Source organism: Rhodococcus sp. USK10, from assembly GCF_019378875.1.
Classification (GTDB): Bacteria; Actinomycetota; Actinomycetes; order Mycobacteriales; family Mycobacteriaceae; genus Rhodococcus_F; species Rhodococcus_F pseudokoreensis.
The window spans coordinates 4,079,233-4,096,131 of record NZ_CP076048.1; the positions used below are offsets into that span (position 1 = coordinate 4,079,233).

Annotated in this window: 14 protein-coding genes and 1 pseudogene; 5 read left to right on the forward strand and 10 right to left on the reverse strand. The window is 69.7% G+C overall.

Annotated features, from left to right (window positions below):
* Positions 1 to 41: 41 nt before the first annotated feature.
* Genes I1A62_RS25750 through I1A62_RS25775 form a run of 6 tightly spaced genes read right to left on the reverse strand, consistent with a single transcriptional unit; the run spans position 42 to position 7,845 of the window.
* Positions 42 to 3,434, reverse strand: a complete 3,393-nt coding sequence (locus I1A62_RS25750; protein ID WP_219460908.1) for an NAD-glutamate dehydrogenase domain-containing protein — start codon at positions 3,432 to 3,434, stop codon at positions 42 to 44.
* Between the two features lie 43 nt (positions 3,435 to 3,477).
* A complete protein-coding gene (locus I1A62_RS25755; RefSeq protein WP_219460909.1) occupies positions 3,478 to 4,341 on the reverse strand; it encodes a biotin-dependent carboxyltransferase family protein in 864 nt (287 codons plus the stop codon).
* Entirely contained in the window at positions 4,338 to 4,979 is a 642-nt protein-coding gene (locus I1A62_RS25760) for an allophanate hydrolase subunit 1 (protein ID WP_219460911.1), read from the reverse strand. The genes I1A62_RS25755 and I1A62_RS25760 overlap by 4 nt, the downstream gene beginning before the upstream one ends.
* Complete coding sequence (locus tag I1A62_RS25765; RefSeq protein ID WP_219460913.1) at positions 4,976 to 5,731, reverse strand: LamB/YcsF family protein; 756 nt, start codon at positions 5,729 to 5,731, stop codon at positions 4,976 to 4,978. Before I1A62_RS25765 ends, I1A62_RS25760 begins: the two co-directional genes overlap by 4 nt.
* Positions 5,721 to 6,509, reverse strand: coding sequence for a putative hydro-lyase (locus tag I1A62_RS25770; RefSeq protein ID WP_219460915.1), 789 nt, complete (start codon positions 6,507 to 6,509; stop codon positions 5,721 to 5,723). Before I1A62_RS25770 ends, I1A62_RS25765 begins: the two co-directional genes overlap by 11 nt.
* Positions 6,502 to 7,845 carry an MFS transporter gene (locus I1A62_RS25775; RefSeq protein ID WP_308340774.1) on the reverse strand — a complete coding sequence of 448 codons (1,344 nt, stop codon included), beginning with the start codon at positions 7,843 to 7,845 and terminating at the stop codon, positions 6,502 to 6,504. The genes I1A62_RS25770 and I1A62_RS25775 overlap by 8 nt, the downstream gene beginning before the upstream one ends.
* 94 nt (positions 7,846 to 7,939) lie before the next feature.
* On the opposite strand from I1A62_RS25775, the gene I1A62_RS25780 reads away from it, so the two are divergent.
* The gene (locus I1A62_RS25780; RefSeq protein ID WP_219460918.1) at positions 7,940 to 8,653 is read left to right on the forward strand and encodes a GntR family transcriptional regulator; all 714 of its coding nucleotides are present in this window, start codon (positions 7,940 to 7,942) and stop codon (positions 8,651 to 8,653) included.
* A 16-nt stretch (positions 8,654 to 8,669) separates the two neighbouring features.
* Here I1A62_RS25780 and I1A62_RS25785 read toward each other — a convergent pair whose 3' ends face one another.
* Positions 8,670 to 9,365 (reverse strand): FadR/GntR family transcriptional regulator, encoded by a 696-nt coding sequence (locus I1A62_RS25785; RefSeq protein ID WP_219460923.1) that lies wholly within the window; start codon positions 9,363 to 9,365, stop codon positions 8,670 to 8,672.
* Between the two features lie 79 nt (positions 9,366 to 9,444).
* On the opposite strand from I1A62_RS25785, the gene I1A62_RS25790 reads away from it, so the two are divergent.
* The 3 genes from I1A62_RS25790 to I1A62_RS25800 are packed head-to-tail and all read left to right on the forward strand — an operon-like array spanning position 9,445 to position 12,286.
* Positions 9,445 to 10,200, forward strand: coding sequence for a (Fe-S)-binding protein (locus tag I1A62_RS25790; protein ID WP_072945138.1), 756 nt, complete (start codon positions 9,445 to 9,447; stop codon positions 10,198 to 10,200).
* A complete protein-coding gene (locus I1A62_RS25795; protein ID WP_219460924.1) occupies positions 10,197 to 11,678 on the forward strand; it encodes a LutB/LldF family L-lactate oxidation iron-sulfur protein in 1,482 nt (493 codons plus the stop codon). Before I1A62_RS25790 ends, I1A62_RS25795 begins: the two co-directional genes overlap by 4 nt.
* On the forward strand, positions 11,675 to 12,286 hold the full coding sequence (locus I1A62_RS25800; protein WP_219460927.1) for a lactate utilization protein C: 612 nt from the start codon (positions 11,675 to 11,677) through the stop codon (positions 12,284 to 12,286). The genes I1A62_RS25795 and I1A62_RS25800 overlap by 4 nt, the downstream gene beginning before the upstream one ends.
* Before the next feature lie 70 nt (positions 12,287 to 12,356).
* On the opposite strand, the pseudogene I1A62_RS46525 reads toward I1A62_RS25800, so the two are convergent.
* Together I1A62_RS46525 and I1A62_RS25810 are read right to left on the reverse strand one after the other, a co-directional pair.
* Positions 12,357 to 12,813, reverse strand: a pseudogene (locus tag I1A62_RS46525) (alpha/beta hydrolase); the annotation flags it as partial.
* Complete coding sequence (locus I1A62_RS25810) at positions 12,810 to 13,826, reverse strand: PHP domain-containing protein (protein WP_124389561.1); 1,017 nt, start codon at positions 13,824 to 13,826, stop codon at positions 12,810 to 12,812. The pseudogene I1A62_RS46525 and the gene I1A62_RS25810, both read right to left, overlap by 4 nt.
* A gap of 156 nt (positions 13,827 to 13,982) precedes the next feature.
* Between I1A62_RS25810 and I1A62_RS25815 the strand changes: the two genes are divergently transcribed.
* Positions 13,983 to 16,052, forward strand: coding sequence for a PhoX family phosphatase (locus I1A62_RS25815; protein ID WP_219460931.1), 2,070 nt, complete (start codon positions 13,983 to 13,985; stop codon positions 16,050 to 16,052).
* A 42-nt stretch (positions 16,053 to 16,094) separates the two neighbouring features.
* Here I1A62_RS25815 and I1A62_RS25820 read toward each other — a convergent pair whose 3' ends face one another.
* Positions 16,095 to 16,898 (reverse strand): NmrA family NAD(P)-binding protein, encoded by an 804-nt coding sequence (locus tag I1A62_RS25820; protein ID WP_219460932.1) that lies wholly within the window; start codon positions 16,896 to 16,898, stop codon positions 16,095 to 16,097.
* Between the last annotated feature and the right edge of the window lies 1 nt (position 16,899).

Below are 16,899 nucleotides of genomic sequence, written 5' to 3' on the forward strand. Positions count from 1 at the left end.
AGTCCAGAGACTCGTTAAGCACGCACAGGCGGCGGAGCCGCCTACCGCGTCATCGCCCGGATCCGCCTGGCCGCGACGGAGATCAGCGCCAGCGTGGGTTCGGTGGCGACCTCCGACTCGATTTCGGTGAGCAGTGCCCGCGCGCGGGCGAGGCGGGCGGCGTTGTGCTGTTCCCACTGGTCGACCTTGTCGGCCGCGTCGTCGCCGGGTTCGCTGACGGACAGCGCGTCGAGGGTGATGGCGCGCAGCGAACTGTAGAGGTCGTCGCGCAGGGCGAGGCGGGCGAGAGCGTGCCACCGGTCCAGCCGGGGCAGCGCGGTGACGGCGGTCAGCGCGGTGTTGATGTGCAGGTGCGCCGACAGCGCGAAATACAGTTCCGCGACGTCCTCCGCGCGGTGCTGGGAGATCTCCGCGATGTCCACGATGTCGAGAAGGCAGTACGTGTGCAGGAGGTCCGCGACGTCGGCGGCGATCCCGGTGTCCGCGCCCCGCGACGTCAGGGCCTCGGTTCGGCCCTCGACGGCGGTGATCTCGTCGCCCTGCAACCATTCCCGCACGCGGGGTCCGAGTTCGCGGACCACCGGCCGGTAGCGGGCGATGGTGGCCTCGAGCGGCAGCGGTTGCGGCCGGTGCGTGGTCAGCCACCGCGACGCCCGGTCGATCAGCCGCTGGGTCTGCACGGTCAGCGCGTTCGTCCCGGACGCCGGGGTCGTGTCGGCCGCCGCCCGGATCCGCGCGAAAGTCGCTCCGAGGTCGAAGATCTCGGTGACGGCGGTGAAGGCGTTCACCGCCTCCGCCGAGTCGGCGCCGGTCTCCTCCCGCAGCCGGAAGGCGAACGTCATCCCCGCACGGTCGACCATGTCGTTGACGACCGACGTGGTGACGATCTCCCGGCGCAGCGGGTGCACGGCGACCGTGTGCGCGTACTCGCGGCCGAGCCGCGGCGGGAAGTAGTCGTGGAGCCGGCCGGCGTAGACCTTGTTGTCGGGGAGCGTGGTGCCCGACACCTCGCTCTTGATGAACCGCTTGACCTGCGCGGTGAGCTGCGCCAGTTCCGGGCTGGTCAGGCCCTTCTGCTCGCGTTCGAGGGCACTGAACTGGGCGGACGTCGGGAGCACGTCGATCGCGCGGTCCACGTGGCCGCGCCGTTCCAGGTCGTCGACCATGCGGGAGTGGAAGCTGACGAGCGTCGCCGCCTGCGCCCGGTTGAGGCTCATCATCTCGTTCTGGCTGCGGTTGTCGGCGAGGACGAGCCTGCTGACGTCGTCGGTCATGTCGGACAGCAGTTCTCGACGGTCCTGCGCGGCGAGCGTGTCGTCGGCGGTGGCGCCCGCGAGGGCGATCTTGATGTTGACCTCGTGGTCGGAGCAGTCGACACCGGCCGAGTTGTCGAGTGCGTCGGTGTTGACGCGACCGCCGTGGCGCGCGTATTCGATTCGGCCGAGTTGGGTGAGGCCGAGGTTGCCGCCCTCGCCGACCACCCGGACCCGCAGTGCGGGCGCGTCGAGCCGGACGGCGTCGTTCGACTTGTCGCCGACGTCCGCGTGAGTCTCCGACGTGGCCTTGACGTACGTGCCGACGCCGCCGTTCCACAGCAGGTCCGCGGGCGCACCGAGGACGGCGCGGACGAGTTCGACGGTGGTGAGCGCCCGATCCGTCTCGATCCCCAGCGCGCGCCGCGCCTGCGGTGTCAGCCGAACCGACTTCGCCGACCGGTCGACGATCATCGCGCCCTCGCTGAGGACCGCCCTGTCGTAGTCCTTCCAACTGGACCTGCCGAGGCCGAAGAGCCGCGCCCGCTCGTCCCAGGACATCTGCGGGTCGGGATCGGGGTCGATGAAGACGTGGCGGTGGTCGAACGCGGCGACGAGGCGGATGTGCGGGCTGAGCAGCATCCCGTTGCCGAACACGTCGCCGCTCATGTCGCCGATCCCGACGACGGTGAAGTCGTCGGTGCGGGTGTCGACGCCCATCTCACGGAAGTGCTGCACGACGCTCTCCCACGCGCCGCGGGCGGTGATGCCCATCGCCTTGTGGTCGTAGCCGACGGACCCGCCGGACGCGAAACCGTCGCCCAGCCAGTACCCGCGCGCGAGCGCGACGGCATTGGCGACGTCCGAGAACGCCGCGGTGCCCTTGTCCGCGGCGACCACGAGGTAGGTGTCGTCGCCGTCGCGGCGGACGATGCCGTCCGGCGCGATGACGTGCCGGGTCGCGATGTCGAGGTTGTCCGTCATGTCGAGGAGGCTGGAGATGAATTCGCGGTAGCAGGAGATTCCGGCCGCCAGCATCGCCTCCCGGTCGCCGGCGGCGTCGCCGGTCGGCGCGGGCGGGTTCTTGACGACGAAGCCGCCCTTCGCCCCGGCGGGGACGATGACGGCGTTCTTGACCGCCTGCGCCTTCACGAGTCCGAGGATTTCGGTGCGGAAGTCGTCGCGCCGATCGGACCACCGGAGACCGCCGCGGGCGACGTCGTCGAACCGCAGGTGCACGCCCTCCATCTGCGGCGAATACACGTAGGCCTCGTATTTCGGCCGGGGCAGCGGCAATTCGTCGATCGACGAGGAGTCGAACTTGAACGCGAGGGCGCGCCCGGGCCGGGGGTCGCCGGCGTAGTAGGTCGTGCGGGTGGTGGCGCGGATCAGCGACAGCAGGGCCCGCAGGATCCGGTCGGCGTCGATTCCGGCGACGGCGTCGATCGCGGCCGAGACGCGGTCTTCGAGCGCGGTTTCCGCGGCGGCGTCGCGGTCGAGGGCCGGGTCGAGCCGGAGCGCGTGCAACTCGACGAGGAGCTGGGTGATGCCGGTGTTGCCCAGCAGGACTCGTTCGACGTTGCTGCGGCTGTACGGGAGGCCGGCCTGCCGCAGGTACGCGGCGTACGCCCGCAGGACGGTCACCTGACGCCAGCCGAGCCCGGCGTGCAGGACGAGGGCGTTGAACCCGTCGACCTCGGTCTCACCCGTCCACGCCGCGCGGAACGCGTCCGCGATCCGGCCGTCCCGGGTCGTCCCGTGGCCGTCCGTGACGGCCGGCAGGTCGACGGTCAGGTCGTAGATCCAGGCGCGACGGCCGTCCGGCCGGGTCAGCGCGGCCGGGCGTTCGTCGAGGGCGTTGACGCCCAGGCTGGACAGGATCGGCAGCACCTCGTTGAGCGGTGCGGGTTTTCCGACGGCGTAGATCTTGAGGTTCTCGTACGGCGCGGACGCCTCGGTGGTGGTGAATGTCAGCGCCACACTGTCGACGTCGAGTCGTTCCACCTCGGCGACGTCGCGGATCGCCTGGGCCGGATCGGTTTCGGTGGCGTAGCTGATCGGCAGCGCGGACGCGTAGTGGCGTGCGACCGCGGTGCCCTGACGGTGCGGTTCCGCGAGCAGCGTGTTGCGCCACGACTCGTGGGACCAGGGTGTGTCGAGTTCCGTGCCGATGCTGTTCATGGCGATGGGGTGATCTCCTGTAGTGGGATCGGCGCGCAGCCGATCACGCAGTGGTGAAGCGAATCAGTTGGCCTGGGCGGGCCTGGGCGATCCGGTCGATGTCCTCGTCCGCGACGACGCCGATGACGGGGTAACCGCCGGAGATGGGATGGTCCGCGAGGAACACGACGGGCTGCCCGCTCGGCGGAACCTGGATGGACCCGAGTGCGACGCCCTCGGTGGGGAGTTCGGCCTCGGACGTCCGCTGCAGGGCAGGTGCGCCGGCGTGCCGGTTCAGCCGGGCGCCGATGCGGTCGGTGTCCGGGGAGACCGCCCACGCACCCGTGGTCAGCGCGTCCGGGTTGGTGAACCAGTCGTCGCGGGGACCGCCGATGACCCGCACCGACAGCGGTCCCGGGTCCATCGCGGGGAGGGGCGCGACGTCGACGTTGGGGAAGTTCCTCGTCCACGTGCCGACGGGCAGGACGTCGTTGGGCTTCAACGCTTCCGGGCCGATCCCGGAGAGCGTGTCGGTGCTGCGGGAGCCGAGCACGTCCGGCACCGCGAGGCCGCCGCGGACCGCGACGTAGCTGCGCAGCCCGACCTGCGCGTACTGCAACCGCAGCGTCTGCCCCGGCTCCATCACGATGACGCTCGCGTGGCCCATCGGGATGCCGTCGAGCAGCGCCGTGGCGGGGGCACCGGTGACGGCGACGGTCGTCACCGCCTGCGCACGCAGGGCGAGCCCGCCCATCAGCACCTCGATGCACGCGCCGTTCTCGTCGTTCCCGACCAGACGATTCGCGAGCCTCGCGGACCCGCGGTCGGCGGCACCGGACACGCCGACACCCGAACTCAGGTAGCCGGGGCGGCCGAGATCCTGGATCAGGCTGAGCGGACCCGTTTCGAGTACTTCGACTTCACTCACAGCGTTTCCTCGTCGACGAATCGGACGCGACGTCCCGGCTGCAGCAGCGCCGGGGGTTCCGCGTCGAGGTTCCACATCGGGGAGTCCGTGGTTCCGATGATCTGCCATCCGCCGGGTGAGGACCGCGGATACACCGCGCCGTAGCCGCCGGCGAGGGCCACGGACCCGGCGGGCACCACGGTGCGGGACTGCGCGCGCCGGGGCACGGTGAGCCGGTCGTCACCGCAACTCAGGTAGCCGAAACCCGGTGCGAATCCGATGAATACACAGCGCCAGGTGGCGGCGGTGTGGGCGACGATCACGTCCTCGCGGCTCATCCGCAGAAGGTCGGCGACGTCGGCGAGATCGGCGCCGTCGTAGCGGACCGGGATGATGACCGGTTCCGATTCGGGGACGCCGGTGTGGTCGTGCGCCTCGAGGTCGACGGTCATCGTCCGCAGCGCGCGGCGCACCTCGTCGAGGTCGGTCCGCGGTGTGGTGGTGACGAGCACCGTGCGCGCCGCGGGCAGCACGTCCTCCATGCCGGGAACCGGTGTCCGGCGCAGGCGTTCGGTCAGCGACACGACCAGGGGTTCCGAGTCGAGTTCGACGAGCAGGGCCCGATCGCCCGCCGGGCGGATCCGGGTGGGGGTGGTCATGTGAAGGATCCGAGCGTGACGTCGGCACTCTCCAGGGCGTGACGGACCCGGCGCGCGGTGTGTACGGATCCGGGTGTGTCGCCGTGGACGCAGATGCTGCGCACCGCCACCGCGACGTCGTCGCCGTCGATCGACTCCACCGTTCCGGTCGACACCATTCGGACGGCCTGGGCGGCGGCGTCGTCGGGATCGTCGATGACGGCGCCGGACACCGAGCGCGGGGTCAGCGTGCCCGCGGCGGTGTAGCGGCGGTCGGCGAATCCTTCGGCGACGAACTCGATGCCGTGTGCCTCCGCAGCCCGCTGCAACTGCGATCCGGGCGGTCCCATCAGCGTGAGCGGCTCGGCGAACTCGTCGATGGCGGACGCGACCGCGTCGGCCCGCTCGAAGTCGAGTGCGGCGGAATTGTAGAGCGCACCATGCGGTTTGACGTACGTCACCGAGGATCCGGCGGCGCGGGCGAACCCGGCGAGGGCGCCGATCTGGTACAGCGTCTCGTCGCGCAGATCCGCGGGCGACACCGCGAGTTCGCGCCGGCCGAAACCGGCCAGATCCCGGAATCCCACGTGCGCCCCGATCGCGACGCCGCGCTCGGCCGCGCTCTCGCAGGCCTTGCGGATGATCATCGGATCGCCCGCGTGAAACCCGCACGCGATGTTCGCGCTGGTGACGACGTCGAGGAGGGCCTCGTCGTCGGCCAGCGTCCACTGCCCGAAGCCCTCACCGAGGTCGCAGTTCAAGTCAACGCGCATCGGGAACCTCCAGGACGTACTCGCTGTCCGGGGTGTCGGTGATCAGCATGTACCCGGGTGCGTGGGTGATCGCGAACGGCAACCGGGACGCCATCACCGCCGCCTGCGGGGTCACCCCGCACGCCCAGAACATCGGGACGTCGCCGGGCTCGAAGTTCACCGGATCGCCGAAGTCGGGGGCCTCGAGGTCGGCGATGCCGAGTTCCGCGGGATCACCGATGTGCACGGGTCCGCCGTGGACTGCGGGCATCCGCGCCGAGATCGCCGCCGCGAGGGCCACCTGGTGTTCGGGGACGGGTCGCATCGACACGACCATCGGCCCGCTGACCCGGCCTGCGGGTCGGCACTCGCGGTCGGTCACGTACATCGGGACGTTGCTGCCCTGCTCGACGTGCCGGAGCGGCACCCCGGCCGCGGCCACCGGGTGCTCGAACGTGAAGCTGCACCCGATGTGGAACGCCACGAGGTCGTCCCGCCACAGCGAGGACACGTCCGTGGTCTCGTCCGCGAGTTCGCCGTCCTTCCACACCCGGTACAGCGGCAGATCCGTGGTGATGTCGGCGCCGGGGGCGAGCATCGTCGTCCGGGAGCCGGCGTCGCCGACGTCGAGGACGGGGCACGGCTTGGGGTTGCGCTGGGTGAACAGCAGCACGTCGTACGCCCAGTCCTGCGGGACGGCGATGAGATTCGTCTGCGCGAATCCGGGTGCCAGGCCGGCGGTCGGGGTGACGCGTCCCGAGCGGAACGCGGAGCGGAGGTCGGTCGGCGAGTCAGGCAAGTTCGCTCCCGCGGGTCTCGGGGAGGAAGAACAGGGCGAACACGGCGATGGCGTACCCGAGCGCGCCGAAGATCATCGCGCCGCCGATGCCGAGGTGGGTGGCGGCAAGGAATCCGACGACGGCGGGGAACACGGCGCCGACCGCGCGCCCGAAGTTGTACGTGAAGCCCTGGCCGGTGCCGCGGGACTGCGTCGGGTACAGCTCGGACAGGAACGATCCGAATCCGCTGAAGATCGCCGACGTGCAGAAGCCGAGCGGGAAGCCCAGGATCAGGATCAGCGTGTTCGCGCCCTCGGGCACCTGGGTGTAGCCGACCATGAAGATCGCCGACAGGAACGCGAACAGCTGCATGGTCCGCTTGCGGCCCAGCTTGTCGGTGAGGATGCCGCCGCTTACGTAGCCGAGGAACGCCCCGGAGATGAGGATCGCCAGGTAGCCGCCGGTGCCGACGACGTCGAGTCCACGGGAGGTCTTGAGGAACGTCGGCAGCCAGGACGCCAGCGTGTAGTAGCCGCCCTGCACACCGGTGGCGAGCAGCGACGCGAGCACCGTGGTGCGGAGCAGTCCGCCGCGGAAGATGGCGGCGAACGAGCCCGTCTGCTTGCCCGCGGACTCGCGGCGCTCCGTGACGACCTCGGGGTCCTTCAGATTCCGGCGAACCCAGATGATGAGGAAGGCAGGCAGCACACCGGTGAAGAACAGCACGCGCCACGCGACGTCAGGGTTGAACAGCTGGAAGACGACGGTGTAGACGATCACGGCCAACGCCCAGCCGACGGCCCACGCGCTCTGCACGAAGGCGACGGCCCGGCCGCGGTACTCGGCGCGGGCGTATTCGGCGACGAGGATCGCGCCTGCCGCCCACTCACCGCCGAAGCCGAGGCCCTGGAAGGCGCGGAAGATCAGCAGCGTCTCGAAGTTCTGCGCGAAACCGCACAGCACCGTGAAAATCGTGTACGTCGCGACGGTCACCTGCAGGGTGCGGACCCGGCCGATCTTGTCGACGAGGATGCCGGCGAGGGCGCCGCCGAGGGCGGACACCACCAGCGTCACCGTCGTCAGCAGGCCTGCCTGACCGGTGGTGAGGCCGAAGTAAGCGGCGATGGCCGCGAGGCCGAGCGGGAGGACCTGGAAATCGTAGGAGTCGAGACCGTATCCGCCGAACGCGCCGATGAAGGCTCTTTTTCCCTTCGGCCCGAGGGTGCGGAACCAGTCGAAGGGGCGCGCCTGCGCGACCTCGGTCTGTGTATCTGTGGTCATGGCACCTCGCCTGAAGAAGGGATGTAACTGCTCGAAGAATCCGATGTAACTCCCATCACGGTACAAATCGTTCAACGATCCTGCAATACCTCGAGGGGATTGTTATCCTGGAAGAAATCGCGGAACCGAGCTGACAACTATGATTGCGGTCGAGATCGAAACCTGAGGAGTGGACTTGACCAGCTCGAATGCCCTTCGCGGCGATGCGCATTCCCGCCTGGCCGCTCACCGCGGCCTGCTCGAACGCACCAGCAGGACCACCCGGGTCGCCGGCATTCTGCGGGACGCCATAATCGACGGAACGTTCCAACCAGGGGCGCGACTGTCCGAACCCGACATCTGCGCCGCCCTCGACGTCTCCCGCAACACGGTCCGCGAGGCCTTCCAGATCCTCATCGAAGACCGCCTCGTCGCGCACGAACTCAACCGCGGCGTCTTCGTCCGCGTGCCCACCGCCGAGGACATCACGGAGCTCTACATCTGCCGGCGCGTCGTCGAATGCGCCGGCGTCAACGGATTCGACCCCGAGACCGGCGACCTGTCCGGCGTCGCCGAGGCCCTGAACCTGGCCGACGAGCGATTCGCCGTCGAGGACTGGACCGGCGTCGGCACCGCCGACATCTACTTCCACATCGCCCTCGCCAGCCTCAACAACAGCAACCGCATCGACGAACTGATGCGCAGCGTGTGGAACGAGGCGCGGCTCGTCTTCCACGTCATGGACGACGCCCACCGCTTCCACGGTCCGTACCTCACCCGTAACCACGAGATTTACGACGCCCTCGTCGCCGGCAACACCGAAGCCGCAGGTCAGCTACTCAAGACGTACCTCGAAGACGCCGAAGCGCAGATCCTGGGGGCGTACCGCCCCGTGAGTGGTTGACGAGTCCAGGGACTCCTTACCCACGCACGGGCGCGAAGCGCCCGTAGAACCCCTCGATGTGCTCCCGTACCAGGCCGGCGGCCTCGACGCCGCGTCCGGCGCGGAGGGCGGCGACGATCCCGCGGTGCTCACAGCGGAGGTGGGCCGCGACCGCGGGCCAGTCGTCGAGGAGCGGAACGGCCTGCACGACGTAGCCGTGGATGGAGTCGCGAAGCGAGACCATCATCGCCTCGACGAGGACGTTGCCGGCCAGTCCGGCCATCGCGACGTGCAGGTCGGCGTCGAGCCGGTGGAACGCCTCCGGGGAGAGGTCCTCGTCGTCCATCGCGTCGAGCAGCGCGTCGATGGCCGAGAAGTCGAGGTCACCGGACTGCCCGGAGGCCTCCTGCACCGCCCACGACTCGAGCAGCGTGCGGGTCTGGACGACGTCGCGGATCGGCAGGGTGTGCGTCGCCATGTGCAGTCGCAGGGCCGCGCCGATGGACGCGGCCGGGTCGGCGGCGACGATCGCGCCTGCGTCCGGCCCGGAGCCGACGGCGGTGCGGACGATGCCCATCGCCTCGAGCACCCGCATGGCCTCGCGGACGGACGAGCGTCCGACGCCCAGTTCCTCGGCGAGTGCGCGCTCGGCGGGCAGACGACCGCCGACGGTGAGTTTGCCGGCCGCCAGATCCTGCTCGATGCGATGCAGGACGACCTCGTGTGTGCGCACGACCGAAGTTTACCTGGTGTGGTCTGACCACAGTGCGCTACTGTGGTCAGACCACAGCCCAGCCCGGTTGGAGTACCCGATGAGAATCGCCCTGTTCGCCACGTGCCTGGCGGATGCCCTGTTCCCCGAATCCGCCACCTCCACGGTCCGGCTGCTCGAGCGGCTCGGCCACGAAGTCGTGTTCCCGCCGAAGCAGACGTGCTGCGGGCAGATGCACGTCAACACCGGCTACCAGGCCGAGGCGCTGCCGCTCGTCCGTCACCACGTGGAGGCGTTCGAGAGCGGACCGTCGTGGGACGTCGCGGTGGCCCCGTCCGGTTCGTGCGTCGGATCCGTCCGGCACCAGCACGCGATGGTCGCCCGCCGGTACGGGGACGAATCGCTCGCGACCCGCGCCGAGGACGTCGCGTCCCGGACGTACGAGCTGTCCGAACTGCTCGTCGACGTCCTCGGTGTCACCGACGTCGGCGCCTACTACCCGCACCGGGTGACGTACCACCCGACGTGCCACTCGCTGCGGATGCTGCGCGTCGCCGACAAACCGCTGCAACTGCTGCGCGCGGTGCGGGGGATGACCCTGATCGAACTGCCCGCGGCCGAATCCTGTTGCGGCTTCGGCGGAACGTTCGCGCTGAAGAACTCCGAGACGTCGACCGCGATGCTCGCCGACAAGATGGGCAACGTCCTGAGCACTGGCGCCGAGGTGTGCAGCGCGGGCGACTCGTCCTGCCTGATGCACATCGGCGGCGGGCTGTCCCGGCTGCGCAGCGGGGTCCGCACCGTCCACCTCGCCGAGATCCTGGCGAGCACCGAGAAGATCGGGAGCAACGCATGACCACGTTCCTCGGCTCACCCACCTTCCACGCCGGCACCGGAAACATCCGGGGCACAGAATCTTTCCCCGACGCCGCACGCAAAGCGCTCACCGACACCCAGCTGCGCGCCAACCTCGGCGCCGCGACCACCACCATCCGCAACAAGAGGATCGCCGCGGTCGCCGAGGTCGACGACTGGGAGGAACTGCGCCGGGCCGGCAGCGCCCTGAAGGCCGACGTGATGGCCCGGCTCCCCGAACTGCTCGTGCAGTTCGAGGAGAACGTCACCGCCCGCGGCGGCACCGTCCACTGGGCACGCGACGCGGACGAGGCGAACCGGATCATCACCGACCTCGTCCGGGCCACCGGTTCCGACGAGGTGGTGAAGGTCAAGTCGATGGCCACGCAGGAGACGGGCCTCAACGAGCATCTCGAGGAGAACGGGATCGCGGCCATCGAAACCGACCTCGCCGAACTCATCGTCCAACTCGGCGACGACAAACCGAGCCACATCCTGGTGCCCGCCATCCACCGCAACCGCGCCGAAATCCGGGAGATCTTCCTCAACGCGATGCCGGGCGTCGACAAGGACATCACCGACGACCCCCGCGCGCTGGCGATGGCCGCGCGGGCACATCTGCGTCGAAAGTTTTTGTCCGCCAAGGTCGCGATCAGCGGCGCGAACTTCGGGGTCGCGGAGACCGGGACCCTCGCGGTGGTGGAGTCGGAGGGCAACGGACGCATGTGCCTGACCCTCCCGGACACGCTCATCACCCTCATGGGCATCGAGAAACTGGTGCCCACGTTCACCGACCTCGAGGTGTTCATGCAACTGCTGCCGCGGTCGTCCACCGCCGAACGGATGAACCCGTACACCTCCATGTGGACCGGGGTGCACCCCGGCGACGGCCCGCAGAACTTCCACGTCGTCCTCCTCGACAACGGTCGCACCAACGTCCTCGCGGACGAGGTCGGGCGGTCGGCGCTGCACTGCATCCGCTGCAGCGCCTGCCTGAACGTGTGCCCCGTGTACGAGCGGGCGGGCGGGCACGCGTACGGGTCGGTCTACCCCGGGCCGATCGGCGCGATCCTCAGCCCGCAACTCACCGGGACCACCGGTCACGACGACCCGAACGCGTCACTGCCCTACGCGTCCACCCTGTGCGGCGCCTGCTTCGACGCCTGCCCCGTGCGCATCGACATCCCCAGCATTCTCGTGCACCTGCGCGCGGAACAGGTCGACTCCGAACGGCACGGACTGCCGGGCGGCCAGGACCTCGCGATGAAGGCCGCCGGCTTCGTGATGGGGTCGGAGAAGCGGTTCGCCGCCGCCGAGACGGCGGCCAAGGTCGGCCGGGTGCTGGGCGGCCGGTCCGGACGCATCACGTCGCTGCCGTACCCGGCGTCGAAATGGACCGCCAGCCGCGACCTGCCCGCCCCGCCGAAGGAGACGTTCCGACAATGGTGGGCCCGCACTCACGAGGACACGACACGATGACCGCACGCGCAGAGATACTGTCCCGGATCCGGTCGGCGCTCGCCGACGCGCCGGCACCCGACCCCGTTCCCCGCGACTACCACCGCGAGCCGGCGTCGGGTCCCGGGGACGTCGAGTTGTTCGCGCACACCGTCGACGACTACCGCGCGCAGGTTCACCGCGCCGACGAGACGACCGTCGCCGAGGTCGTCACCGGACTGATCGCGAACGGGGCACGCGCCGTGGTCCCGCCCGACCTGCCGCTGTCGTGGCGGCCGCGCGGTGACGTCGTCGTCGACGGCGCACCCGCCGAACTGTCGACGCTCGAACTCGACGCCATCGACGTGGTCGTCACCGGCTGCACCCTAGGAATCGCCGCCACCGGGACCATCGTGCTCGACGGCGGCGCAGGTCAGGGACGCCGGGCGCTGACCCTGGTCCCGGATCACCACATCTGCATCGTGCGCACCGATCAGATCGTCGACACCGTGCCGCAGGCCTTCCAGACCCTCGACGCGACCGCACCGCTGACGTTCATCAGCGGTCCCAGCGCCACCAGCGACATCGAACTCAACCGCGTCGAGGGCGTGCACGGTCCCCGGACGCTGGACGTCGTCATAGTGCGCTGACGCGCCCGTGCGTGGTCAGCGAGTCCAGAGACTCGTCAACCACTCACGGGGCGCGGAGCGCCAGATCGACGGTTCGGAGGCTTTCCCCGAAGTAGAGCAGCCGCTCCGGCGGCACGCGACGCTCGTCGACGAGGTGCCGGCGAGCGGCTCGGACGTCGAGTGCCAGCCCCTCCTCGCTGGGGTGACCGGGGTTGCCGCCGTACCCGCGGTAGTCGAAGAGCAGCGTGGCGAAACCCGCCGCGGCGAGGTCGGAGGCGAGTAGCTGCTCGGTCGGCCCGGTTGCCGGCGTTCCCGGCGGCCACGAGGACGGTCATGCGCGGCTCGCCGACCGCGGGCGGGACGTACCAGGCACCGAGTTCGAGGCCGTCCGACGTGGTCAGCGTGACGTCCTCCGCCCCGGCGATCAGCCGGCCGGCGGGCGGCACCGGGGTGCTGTCGGGGTAGTAGATCAGTTTTCGCTGCAGCACCCACGCAGCGGCGATCAGCACGGCGACCACCGCGGCCGCGGCCAGCCCGACACGAATCATTGCCGAATCGGCGCGCCGGTCCACTCCAGCAACTCGGCCACGGGCAGGGTGTTGATCACATCCGACGGCTCGACTCCGCGCTCCGCGGCGCGCTCGCAGGCATAACCCTGCCACGCGAGGTGCCCGGTGGTGTGCGCGTCCGTGTCGATGGAGAACTTGCAGCCGCTGTTCAGTGCGAGGTCGATCAGGCGTCCCGGCGGGTCGCGGCGCTCGGGTCGGGAGTTGATCTCCACCGCGGTGCCGTACTCGCGGCACGCGTCGAACACCCGTTCCGCGTCGAACTTCGATTCGGGCCGCGGTCCCCGCACCCCCTCGACGAGCCGGCCGGTGCAGTGCCCGAGCACGTCGACGTGTGGGGACTTGACGGCCTGCAGCATCCGCTTGGTCGTCGTCGCCCGGTCGGTGTCCAGATGCGAGTGCACGCTCGCGACCACGATGTCCAGGTCGGCGAGCAGGTCGTCGTCCTGGTCGAGGGAACCGTCGTCGAGGATGTCGACCTCGATGCCGGTGAGTACCCGGAACGGCGCCAGCTCGACGTTCAGTTCGGCGACCACGTTCAACTGGACGAGCAGTTGCTCCGAAGACAGCCCGTTCGCGACCGTCAACCGCGGCGAGTGGTCGGTGATCGCGCAGTAGTCGTGCCCCAGCGCGGCCGCGCGGCGCATCATCTCCCGGAGCTGGCACCGGCCGTCCGACCAATCCGAATGGGTGTGCAGGTCGCCGCGGAGCGCCTCGAGCAGTTCCGTTCCGCCCAGCCCGATCGGCTCCGCGGAACCGCGCAGATACGTCAGGTACAGCGGCACCGAATCGGCGCACTCGCGGATGATCGCGGCCGCCTCGGAGCCGATGTCGGGCAGATACACCCAGCCGTTCGCCGCCAGGGCTTCCCGCTCCTCGGCGGTCGACAACTCGATCACATCGGCCGCCCGGCGGAAGGCGCCGATCCTGGGTCCCTCGTCGCGCGAACGCTCGAGCCAGAACGCAATTTCCCGCAGCGCATCGACGGCGTCCATCTATCCATCGTGCACGCCGTCCGGGCTGCTGGCTAGACGTAAATTACTCCAGACTTAGGGTCGCCTCGTTGTCCGCGCGTTCACACCTACGTTCCCTTTCCCTCGCTTGCAACTTCTACGGTGCCGGAGTTGTCCGCATTCGAATCGGGAGCCACGGTGAGTTTGAAACCCCTCGCACTGTTCGTCAACCATGACGGCGCGTCCTCACGCGCCTCCGTCACCTGCCAGTACAAGTGCGGAAACGCGTGCTCCCACGACGTGCCCAACACCTCGCAGGGCGAGTACTTCCGTGACATCGCCCGCACCGCCCTGTCGCGGCGCGGGATGCTGCGCGGGACGGGGATGGCCGTCCTCGCCGTCGGCGCGGGTAGCGCACTGGCGGCCTGCTCCGACGACTCCGGCAGCGGAAGCGTTTCCGGCACGGGTGGTTCGGACGGCGCAACCCCGGCGGGAACGAACTTCGGCGCCGTCGCCCCCAACACCGAGGACGCCGTCGTCGTCCCCGAGGGGTACGAGCAGGCCGTCGTGATCCGCTGGGGCGACCCGGTGCTGCCCGGGGCACCCGCATTCGACTTCGACAACCAGACCGCCCAGGCGCAGGCGCAGCAGTTCGGGTTCAACAACGACTTCGCCGGACTGCTGCCGGTCGAGGGGCAGCCGAACACCTTCCTGCTGGTGGTCAACCACGAGTACACCACCGAGCCGTTCATGTTCAAGGGATACGACGCCGAGAACCCGTCGCCGGAGCAGTTCCAGACCGCGCTCGCCGCCCACGGACTGTCCGTGGTGCAGGTGAAGGGCGAATCCGGCTCGGGCGCGCTCACTCCCGACTTCGGTCCGTACAACCGGCGCATCACGGCGACGACGGAATTCGTCGTCACCGGTCCCGCCGCGGGCAGCGACTTCCTGAAGACGTCCGCGGACCCGACGGGCACGAAGGTGCTCGGCACGCTCAACAACTGTTCCGGCGGCGTCACCCCGTGGGGCACGGTGCTGTCGGGGGAGGAGAACTTCAACCAGTACTTCGCGAACGCCGAACTGGTCACCGACCCCGCCGTCGCCGCGCGACTGAAGCGGTACGGCGTGGAAGGCGCTGCATCCGAACGCAAGTGGGAGCGATTCGACAAGCGTTTCGACCTCGCCCAGGAGCCGAACGAAGTCAACCGCTTCGGCTGGGTCGTCGAGGTCAACCCGTGGGACGCGTCGTCGGCACCCGTCAAGCACACGGCGCTGGGCCGGTTCAAGCACGAGGCCGCCACCATCCACGTCACCGACGACGGCACCGTCGTGGCGTACAGCGGCGACGACGAACGCTTCGACTACATGTACAAATTCGTCTCCAGCCGGAAGATGATGGACGGCAACAGCCAGGCCGCCGTCCGCAACAACATGACGCTGCTCGACGCGGGCACGCTGTACGTGGCGAAGTTCGCCGGCAGCTCCGCGGACGAGATCGACGGGTCGGGGGCGCTGCCGTCGAGCGGCACGTTCGACGGCACCGGGGAGTGGATTCCGCTGCTGCGCACCGGTGAGGACGGCCGCGGCGAGTCGCTCGTCGACGGCATGAGCGCCGAGGAGGTGGCGGTGTTCACCCGTCAGGCCGGCGACAAGGTCGGTGCCACCAAGATGGACCGCCCGGAGGACTTCGAGCCCAGCCCGACCACCGGCAAGGTGTACGTGGCGCTGACCAACAACACCAAGCGCGGCGTCGACGGCGCAGCGGCGGCCGACGAGGCCAACCCGCGGAACAACAACAAGAACGGCCAGGTCCTCGAACTCACCGACGACCACGCCGGCACCGCGTTCACCTGGAATCTGCTGCTCGTATGCGGCGACCCGACGGCCGCCGACACCTACTTCGGCGGGTTCGACAAGGCGAGCGTCAGCCCGATCTCCTGCCCCGACAACCTGGCGTTCGACCCGCACGGCAACCTGTGGATCTCCACCGACGGCAACGCGCTGAAGTCGAACGACGGCCTGTTCAGCGTCGTCCTCGACGGCCCGAACCGCGGGGCGACCAAGCAGTTCCTGACCGTCCCGAAGGGCGCCGAGACGTGCGGTCCGATCGTCGGCGAGGAGCGGGTCACGGTGTGCGTGCAGCACCCGGGTGAACTGGACGGCGCGAGCGCCGACAACCCGGCGTCGCACTGGCCCGACGGCGGCGACACCCAGCCGCGTCCCGCCGTCGTCGCGGTCTGGAAGTCGGGCGGCCGGATCGGCGTCTGACCCCAGGTGAGTGGCAAAGTGTGCCCCGGCACGCTTTGCCGCTCACATGGGTGGGCGGCCCAGCAGCGACTCGAACACAGCATTGCCCGCGGTGAAGCCGTGCCGGTCGTAGAACTCGAACATCGCGGACAACCGGGCGCGACCGTCGTCGGACAGCGACTGCCCGTGCCGCGACATCCACTCGTCGACGGACACCTGCTTCACCGACACCGGACCGCTCACCTGGTCGCAGAGGTCCCGCACGCTGAGCGCTTCCGGGCCGCCGAGTTCGTAGGTGGCGCCGTGGTGGATGTCCGGGCCCTCCATCAGCACTCGCGCGGCCACCTCCGCGACGTCCGCGAGTGCGACGAACGAGAACCTCGTGTCGGGGCTGTAGGGCAATTCGACGGTCGTCGCCGAACCGTCCAGCACCGCGGCGAAGTTCTCCGCATAGGCGCACGGCTGCAGGACCGTCCACCGGAGCCCGCCGAACGTCCTGAGTTCGTCCTCGCACCGCGCCTTGTCGACGTGGTGCGGCATCGCCGGGGTGTACGGCCACGCGACCGAGTGGTAGACGAAATGCTCGACACCCGCGTCGGCGGCGGCCGTGAGAACCCGGCGCACGAGGGCCGGCTCGTCGGGATGCACATTCGGGGCGATGAAGTACACGCCCCGGCACCCCGACAGCGCCTCGTCCAGTCCCGCCCCGGTCTCGAGGTCGACGGCGTGATCGCCGGAACGCCGGGCGGTGTGCACCACCCGGCGAACGTCGGCGAGTCCGTCGAGCGCCGCCACGACGGCGGCTCCGGTCTTCCCCGCGGCGCCGACGACGGCGATGCCGGCGCCGCGGGAGAATGACTCCGTCATC